The following is an 8032-nucleotide window of genomic DNA, read 5'->3' as shown; positions in this document are numbered from 1 at the left end:
TCGTTTACTTTTTGCTTCTTTCATGGCAGTGGACAACTTTTCGATCTCGTCTTTGTGATTTGGCATCATATTTTCTCTCCGTTCCCCTATTTTCTCTTTTATTTATTCGCCGTGGAACGGGAGAAAACCTTTATTTCAATTTATATAGAAGGATTATGAAGATATTGGTTGAAATAAATAAATATAAGGCAAATGTCCTGATAGAAAATGTCTGATGGAGTCGAATGAAACATGAATGATGTGTATGCTCATACGCCACGGGCAAATGGACAGGAATGGCATCGGTTGGACGAACATTTGGTAAGCGTAGCGGAAATGGCTCAATCATTCGCCGCTCCTTTTCAAGGGGGAAGAGTGGCTTATTTATGCGGCCTTTTGCATGACTTAGGAAAATTCCATCCTCTTTTTCAACAATATTTGAAAAAGCAAGCAGATGGAGAAATGGGCCAAAGCGTCCCTCATGCGATTTGGGGAGCGGCGTTGATGTACCAAGTGTATTGGAAAAAAACGGGAAATCGACATGCCTGGCAATGGTTTTCGTTGCCGATCGCCGGCCATCATGTGGGTTTGCATTCGTCTCACTATTTATCATCTACCCTTGGACAGAGCTTAAAAGAACAACATTTGCACTTTCGGGAAGTCTTGAAGCAAGCCGAATGGTTCCTAAAGAAATTCGTATTTCCATGCATGCAAAGTGTGGAAAATATTTCTTCGCTTTCTGAAACCGATAGGGAGATGTGGATTCGCCTGATCTTTTCTGCGCTTGTTGACGCTGATTATTTAGATACAGAGCGCCACTTCCAGCCGGAGCTTTCTCCGCTCCGAACGCCTGTGGCTTCGATAACGGATTTATGGAATCAATTTACCGCCGATCAGGAACAATTAACAAGCCGCACGGATGATACAGCGGTGAATCGGATGAGAAGGGAAGTGTATGAGGAATGCGTCCGCTCCGCCTCCAGACCGCAGGGAGTATATCGGTTGACCGTGCCGACCGGAGGGGGGAAGACGAGAAGCAGTTTAGCTTTTGCATTGAAACATGCGGTGGAACATGGACTTGACCGCGTTATTGTCGCCATTCCGTATACAAGCATTATTGAGCAGACGGCGGATGTATACCGCGGCATTTTCGGGAACGATGCGGTGTTGGAGCACCACAGCCAAATTGAGGTGGATGATGAGAAGGAAGAAGCGGATGAAAGGCTCATCCAACAACGCCTCGCTGCGGAAAATTGGGACGCTCCCCTCATTGTCACGACAACCGTGCAGCTGTTTGACAGCCTGTTCAGCAATCGTCCAAGCAAGGTGCGCAAACTGCATAACTTGTCGCGCAGCGTCATAATTCTCGATGAGGTTCAAACGCTCCCGGCAGAACTGCTAAAGCCGACATTAGATGCATTGGCCATGTTGGTGCGTCATTGTCAGACAACCGTTGTCTTATCGAGCGCCACTCAGCCGTTTTTTGAGGAAAGCCGATTTTTGGATGTATTTTCCGAAATAGAGGTCAAAGAAATGTTGCCGTTGCCGACCGTGAATCGTCATTTTCAACAAATGCAGCGGGTGGACTATGAAATATGGAAATCACCCGTTTCATTGCCACAACTTGTCCGTTTCATTCGAGAACAAAAGCAATTATTGGTTGTCTTTAACACGAGAAAAGAGGCGAAAGAGTGCGTCGAGCTCCTTCAAGAAGATGATGGGGTATTCCATCTTTCCACCCTTCTTTGCAGCGCGCATCGTCGCCGAATTTTAGAGGAAGTTCGTGAACGTCTAAAGAAAAATCAACCTGTCCGCCTCATCAGTACACAAGTGGTGGAAGCAGGGGTTGATTTAGATTTTCCGATTGTCATGCGGCAAATGGGGCCGCTCGACCGGATTGTCCAAGCGGCAGGACGCTGCAATCGCGAAGGAAAAATGGATAAAGGAAACGTGATTATTTTTGAAACAGAAGACATGCCAAGCCCAAGAGGATCGTATCGAACAGCGACGGAAACAGCACGGTTCTTATTGGCACAACGCCATCCTGATGATTTGCACGATCCCAATATATTTCGGGAATATTTCCGTCGTTTATTCGCCTCGGTGGATGTGGATTCGAAAAACATCCAAAAAGATCGGGAAACACTTGATTATCCATTAGTTGCCGAAAAGTATCGCCTTATTGATCAGGATACGGTTTCCGTCATCGTTCCATATGAGGAGGCGTCGGAATACTTGCGAATGTGGGAATCTTCTCCGTCCCGCTATTCGTTTCGCCGTTTGCAGCCATATATGGTTCAGTTGTATCGTTTTGAGGCGGAAAAGAAAGAAAAGGACGGATGGCTGCGGGAAGTGGCGGACAATGTCTATGAATGGCTTGGTGACTATGATGAACGGATCGGAATTAAAGAAGAAGTTTACGATCCACTCAGTTTGATTGGATAGAAATGGCGATGGAAAGGAGACATGAAATGCAACGTCAAGCGAAAGTGCAGGTGAAAGTGTGGGGAGAATATGCCTGTTTTACAAGACCGGAATTTAAAGTCGAGCGCATCAGTTATCCGGTGATGACGCCGAGCGCAGCGCGGGGGATATTGGAAGCGATTTTTTGGAAACCGGAATTTCGTTATGAAATTCGCCAAATCGGGATTTTGAGTTTAGGGGGTCAGCAGGCGATTTTGCGCAACGAACTCACAAGCAAGCAAAATAAAAACCCGATCGTGATTGAAAGTGCCAGGGCTCAACGAACGAGCTTGATTTTAAAAAACGTTGCCTATTGGATTGTTGCCGATATCATTTTAACAAATCGTGCGATTGATCCGGCGGCCAAATACCGGGATCAGTTTAACCGACGAGTGGAACGAGGGCAGTATCATCATATGCCATATTTAGGAACAAGGGAGTTTGCCGCCTACTTTTCATCTATAGATGAAGATGATGTTGTGCAGCCGGTCGATATGGACATTGGCACAATGCTGTTGGATTTTGCTTTTATTGAAGACGGTTCGAGAAAAGAAATGGAGTTTCTCCGTCATGATGAAACAGGAACGCGAACGGTGGCTGGATTCGCAAAGCCCATCTTTTTTGAGGCAAAAGTAGAAAACGGCTGGATGTATATTCCAAAAGAAAGATATCAACAGTTATATGCATTGGAGGGCCAAGATGCTTTACGAGTTGATTGAGTTGGCGGCTAAGTTGCAGAGGGAAAAAAAACTGCCACCGATCTCCTATAAACCTAAATCAATCAATTGGATTATTGATTTAGGCGGGGATCAACCATATTTGAAAGGGCCTTTTAGAAGGGGAGAATACCGTTTGGTGGAAGCACCGTTTCGGTTGAGGCAAGGGAAAGTTACGGAAGAAAACATAAAGCCTTATTTGTTGGCTGATGATGGTCGCTATGTACTTGGCATCCCTGAAAGTCCAGAAAAGGCGGATGAAGCAGAGTTAATGCATAAAGGGTATGTTCGATTAATTGAGGAAGCTTATGAGAAAACAAAGTTGAAAGAATTAAAAAAAGTGCTTGATTTTTTGTACAGTCCAATGAAGAATGCGTTCCGTGAGCAAATTGGTGCCAAGGATATCGTGACGTTTCAAGATGATGAGGAGTCATTGATTTTTGAAAAGAGGGAAATTCAAACATTTTGGGCTGAATACTTGGCGAGTGATTTGCTGTCCGACGATGAATGTGACTGTTCTGTTTGCGGGAAGCGATCGGCTTATGTACGGTATTTGCCCAACCCTGTCCAGTTATTTGGACAATCGTGCCAACTGACGTCGTTTAATAACCCGTCGTTTGAATCGATGGGCAAAACTCAAACGAATAATGTACCTGTCTGCTTCGGTTGTGCTACTTTGGTTGTCGATACATTGAATTATCTCATTAGGGAAGATCAACATCATACTTCCCTGTATATAAGCGACCGAAATATTTTGCAATCCCAAATGGCCATATATTGGGTTGATGACCAAATTGAGGGGAGGGGATGTATCCAACTTGATGAAAAATTGTTTGCATCGCCAATTGAACAATGGCTTTTTGACGAAGAAACAAACCAACGGACTCCTCCCCCTGAGCTAAAGCAGCTCGAGGAATTGCTTGCCCTCCCAAAAACAGGGCGCGAGCAGGCATTGCATTTAGACAAGACGTTTTTTCATATGGCTGTTCTTTCGGCCAATAAAGCGAGATTAGTCATTCGTGAATGGATTCACACGTCGATTTCTCAATTGCTGATGCATTTGGAGAGGTATGTGGCCGCTGTGCGCATCGTTCAACCGACTGGGGAAAAAGGCTATTTATTGCCGTTGGGAGTCTTGATTCGCGCTGTCGACATGTCTCCAGGGTTGGTGCGGCAATGTTTGCGCATGATTTATCAAGGGGCTTTGCCGCCCGCTGAATTGCTGCCGTTAGCGCTTCAACGTTTCCGCTCTTTGAAAGTATTGAGTGATCCGAAGGAAACGTGGAGATATCATTCATCAGCCAGTTTGATAAAACTCGTTCTCACATATGGAAAGGAGGAAGCAAATACAATGCAATCGTTAAACAACCATTGCTTGCAGCCGGCTTATATTTGTGGACGATTATTGGCCGTATTGGAAGAAATTCAACGGCGCGCTTCAGGATACCGAATTGGAAGCACAATCGTTGATCGATTTTATGGCGCGGCTTCTACAGCTCCAGCATCGACATTCGGTTCATTGCTGAGGCTTTCGACAACCGCTCATCTGCCGAAAGTGTCTGTTGAGCTTGGCCGTTTGCTCGAAGAAGTGATGAAACAGTTGGATGAAGCTGGCGGTTTTCCAACGATTTTCAATTTGAGAGAACAAGCAGAGTTCGCGCTCGGTTTTTATCATCAACGTGCTGAATTCCGCAGTCGCCATCAAGCCAATCAAACAAAAGAAACGGGGGAAAGCCAGTGATGGAGCGCTATATTGATCCGACAAAACGTCACGAATTTGTGTTGCTTTTTGATGTCAAAGATGGGAATCCAAATGGGGATCCAGATGCGGGCAACATGCCGCGTGTCGATCCGGAAACGATGCACGGCATTGTGACCGACGTCGCTATCAAGCGGAAAATTCGCGATTACGTCGCGATGGTATTAGGCAAACCGATTTTTATTCAAAGCCAAACAGCTTTAAACACCATCATTTTTCAAGCATATCAAGACGTCGGAGTGAAACTGGCGACGATTGAGCTGAATGAAGAAGAAAAAGAAAATGGGGAATTGATGAATTGGCTTTCACAGCTTGAGGAACAAGGATTGGTGCTCGAAGACAATCGGGTGATCTATACTGGCGAGGACGTCAAGGAGAAGGATATTCGGGAAAAATTAACGGAAGGATTAGAAGAAGCCGGTCTTAAAAAACAGCTGGAAAAGTCATTGCGAAATATGGCGAAACGTTTGGCACAGGCGGCAAATAATATGAAAATTGATGACCAAACACGCCAAAATGCGCAAAAGGCTTTATGCCAAAAGTACTATGATGTCCGCATGTTCGGGGCTGTGATGTCAACAGGGTTGAATGCTGGTCAAGTGCGCGGGCCGATGCAGCTGACATTTTCTCGCTCAATTGATCCGGTATTTCCATGGGATTTGACCATCACACGCTCCGCGATCACCAAAGAATCGGATCGCCGCAGAAAACAAACGGAAATGGGAAGAAAACCGTTAATTCCATACGGGTTGTATCGATTGCATGGATTCTACAATCCATTTTTAGGAGAAAAAACAGGGGTTACGGCGGAAGATTTAGCTGATTTTTGGGATGCGCTCGTTCATTTATTTGCATTTGACCATTCTGCGGCTCGAGGAGAAATGAATGTCAGAGCACTGTATATTTTTAGCCATGAAAATGCGAAAGGATCAGCCCCAGCTCATAAACTGTTTGACTTGGTGAAAGTCGAGCGCCGCCAACAGGAAGCGCCAAGGTCATTCCATGACTATGTTTTGCTCGGACCGGCAGATGAGGGGCAAAAAGACGTTTTTCTTGAAGGGTTTTCTGGGGTCACCGTGACGCGCCTCGTATAAAACGTTGGCGAAAGGGTTGGTTTTATGCAGTGGAGTGAAGATGAGTGGATTATGTTATCGGCTTTGCAACATTATGTGTACTGCCCGCGTCAATGTGCATTGATTCATCTCGAACAGACTTTTGAGGAGAATGTTTTTACACTGAGAGGGAATCGGGTGCATGAACGGGTAGACACACCCGAAGGAGAACAGTTGGGAGACAGAAGAGTAGAGCGTGCTTTGCCAATCTGGTCGGAACGTTTGGGGATTATAGGAAAAGCAGATTGTGTAGAATTTCTTCCTGATGGGACGCCATATCCAGTGGAATACAAAGCCGGAAAACGAAAAACGAAAGAGGCGGATATGGTGCAGTTGGCGGCTCAAGCTCTCTGCCTAGAAGAAATGTTCGATCGACCGGTGGCAAAGGGGGCCTTATACTATTATCAGTCAAGAAGACGGTTGGAAGTGGACGTGACCAAACCTTTGCGGCGACTTGTGGAAGAAACGATACAAAATGTAAGAGAAATGTTGGGAAATGACCGATTGCCGCCGCCCGTCAATGATGCACGATGCCGTGATTGCTCGTTGCAGGACGTTTGCATGCCACAGGTTCCTGCGAACGTAGCCGCTTGGATAAGCGAGGAGAACGATCATGATTAAAGTATTGTTGAATACGTTATACGTTCAAACGCAACAGTCGTATATACGGCTTGATCATGAAACCATTGTCGTTGAGGTGGAAGGGGCAAAGACATTGCAAGTCCCTATCCACCATATTGGCGCCATTGTCATGTTTGGACATGTTTCGATCAGCCCGTATTTGCTTGGCAAATGTGTCAACCAAGGCATTTCTGTCATTTGGTATGATGCATATGGCCGTTTTTTGGCCCGAGCCACTGGAAGAACAAATGGAAATGTATTGCTTCGAAGAGCACAACATCAACTATTGGAAAATGAGAAAAAGATGCTCCATATTGCTTCGCGTTTTGTATCCGGTAAAATTCGCAACAGCAAAAGCGTGCTGCAACGGGCGATGCGTGATTATCCAGAGCAGCGAGCGAGGTTGGAGCAATCTGTAAAGCAACTAGACCAAAGTTTACGCAATATTGGAAAGCAATCGACATTGGATGAACTGCGGGGAGTCGAGGGATACGCCTCATCCGTCTACTTTGAAGCGTTCGCATCGCTCATACGGTCAGATGAGGACGGATTTTTTGCCTTTACCGTACGGTCTCGGAGGCCTCCCCGCGATCCGGTCAATGCTTGTTTATCATTTGCTTACAGCATTTTAACACAAGACTGTATCTCGGCATTGGAGGGAGTGGGGCTTGATCCGCAAATCGGTTATTTGCATGCGTTGCGGCCTGGGAAGCCATCATTAGGTTTGGATCTTGTTGAAGAATTTCGGCCTTACTTGGCTGATCGATTTGTTCTGACATTAATCAACCGGAGGCAACTGGATAAAAGCCATTTTGACATGCGCCCAGGCGGAGCTGTATTTTTGAATGAAAAGGGGAGAAAAACCTTTTTGGCTGCTTATCAAAAACGGAAACAAGAAGAAATCCAGCACCCGATTATCAATCAAAAAGTTCCACTAGGGTTGTTGCCTCACGTACATGCTCGATTATTAGCTCGACATTTACGGGGAGATATTGAGGAGTACACTCCATTTATCATGAGGTGATCATGATTGGATATTTTAGTGACATACGATGTAGAAACATTAGAACCAAGCGGTCAAAAACGGTTGCGAAAAGTGGCGACCATTTGCCAAAATTTTGGTCAGCGGGTGCAAAAATCAGTGTTCGAATGCAGCGTTAGTCAAGCGCAGCTAGAAGAAATGGAGCATCAATTGTTGCGCGTCATTGACTTGGAAAAAGATAGTTTGCGGATATATACATTGTACGGCAGCCGGTCAAAGGCGGTTCGTGTCTATGGAAAAGATGTAACTATTCAGCCACATCATAAAGTGAGCTGAATATTTTCTTCTTTCCTTGTCTATGATGTGAATATTGATAGACAAGGAGGTGAATCGCATGTTG

Annotated in this window: 7 protein-coding genes; all 7 read left to right on the top strand. The window is 45.4% G+C overall.

Features of this window, described 5'->3' with window-relative positions; all coding sequences use genetic code 11:
- The first annotated feature begins 231 nt into the window (after nt 1-231).
- Genes CV944_RS15790 through cas2 form a run of 7 tightly spaced genes read left to right on the top strand, consistent with a single transcriptional unit; the run spans nt 232 to nt 7968 of the window.
- Nucleotides 232-2424: a CRISPR-associated helicase/endonuclease Cas3 gene (locus tag CV944_RS15790; RefSeq protein WP_100664513.1), complete on the top strand. Its 2193-nt coding sequence runs from the start codon at nt 232-234 to the stop codon at nt 2422-2424.
- Nucleotides 2425-2468: 44 nt separating this feature from the next.
- Nucleotides 2469-3161, top strand: a complete 693-nt coding sequence (cas5c, locus tag CV944_RS15785) for a type I-C CRISPR-associated protein Cas5c (protein WP_233205059.1) — start codon at nt 2469-2471, stop codon at nt 3159-3161.
- Nucleotides 3142-4899, top strand: coding sequence for a type I-C CRISPR-associated protein Cas8c/Csd1 (gene cas8c / locus CV944_RS15780; RefSeq protein ID WP_233205051.1), 1758 nt, complete (start codon nt 3142-3144; stop codon nt 4897-4899). The genes cas5c and cas8c overlap by 20 nt, the downstream gene beginning before the upstream one ends.
- Nucleotides 4899-6011, top strand: a complete 1113-nt coding sequence (gene cas7c / locus CV944_RS15775) for a type I-C CRISPR-associated protein Cas7/Csd2 (protein WP_047818726.1) — start codon at nt 4899-4901, stop codon at nt 6009-6011. The genes cas8c and cas7c overlap by 1 nt, the downstream gene beginning before the upstream one ends.
- Nucleotides 6012-6035: 24 nt before the next feature.
- Entirely contained in the window at nt 6036-6650 is a 615-nt protein-coding gene (gene cas4 / locus CV944_RS15770; protein WP_025949259.1) for a CRISPR-associated protein Cas4, read from the top strand.
- A complete protein-coding gene (cas1c, locus tag CV944_RS15765; protein ID WP_049625189.1) occupies nt 6643-7674 on the top strand; it encodes a type I-C CRISPR-associated endonuclease Cas1c in 1032 nt (343 codons plus the stop codon). Before cas4 ends, cas1c begins: the two co-directional genes overlap by 8 nt.
- A 6-nt stretch (nt 7675-7680) precedes the next feature.
- Complete coding sequence (gene cas2, locus CV944_RS15760) at nt 7681-7968, top strand: CRISPR-associated endonuclease Cas2 (RefSeq protein ID WP_100664511.1); 288 nt, start codon at nt 7681-7683, stop codon at nt 7966-7968.
- The last annotated feature ends 64 nt before the right edge of the window (nt 7969-8032 follow it).

Origin of the sequence: Geobacillus sp. WSUCF-018B (assembly GCF_002809985.1) — a bacterium.
Classification (GTDB): Bacteria; Bacillota; Bacilli; order Bacillales; family Anoxybacillaceae; genus Geobacillus; species Geobacillus thermophilus.
The sequence above is the reverse complement of the archived record's forward strand: the minus strand, read 5'-3'. Positions and strand labels throughout refer to the sequence as shown.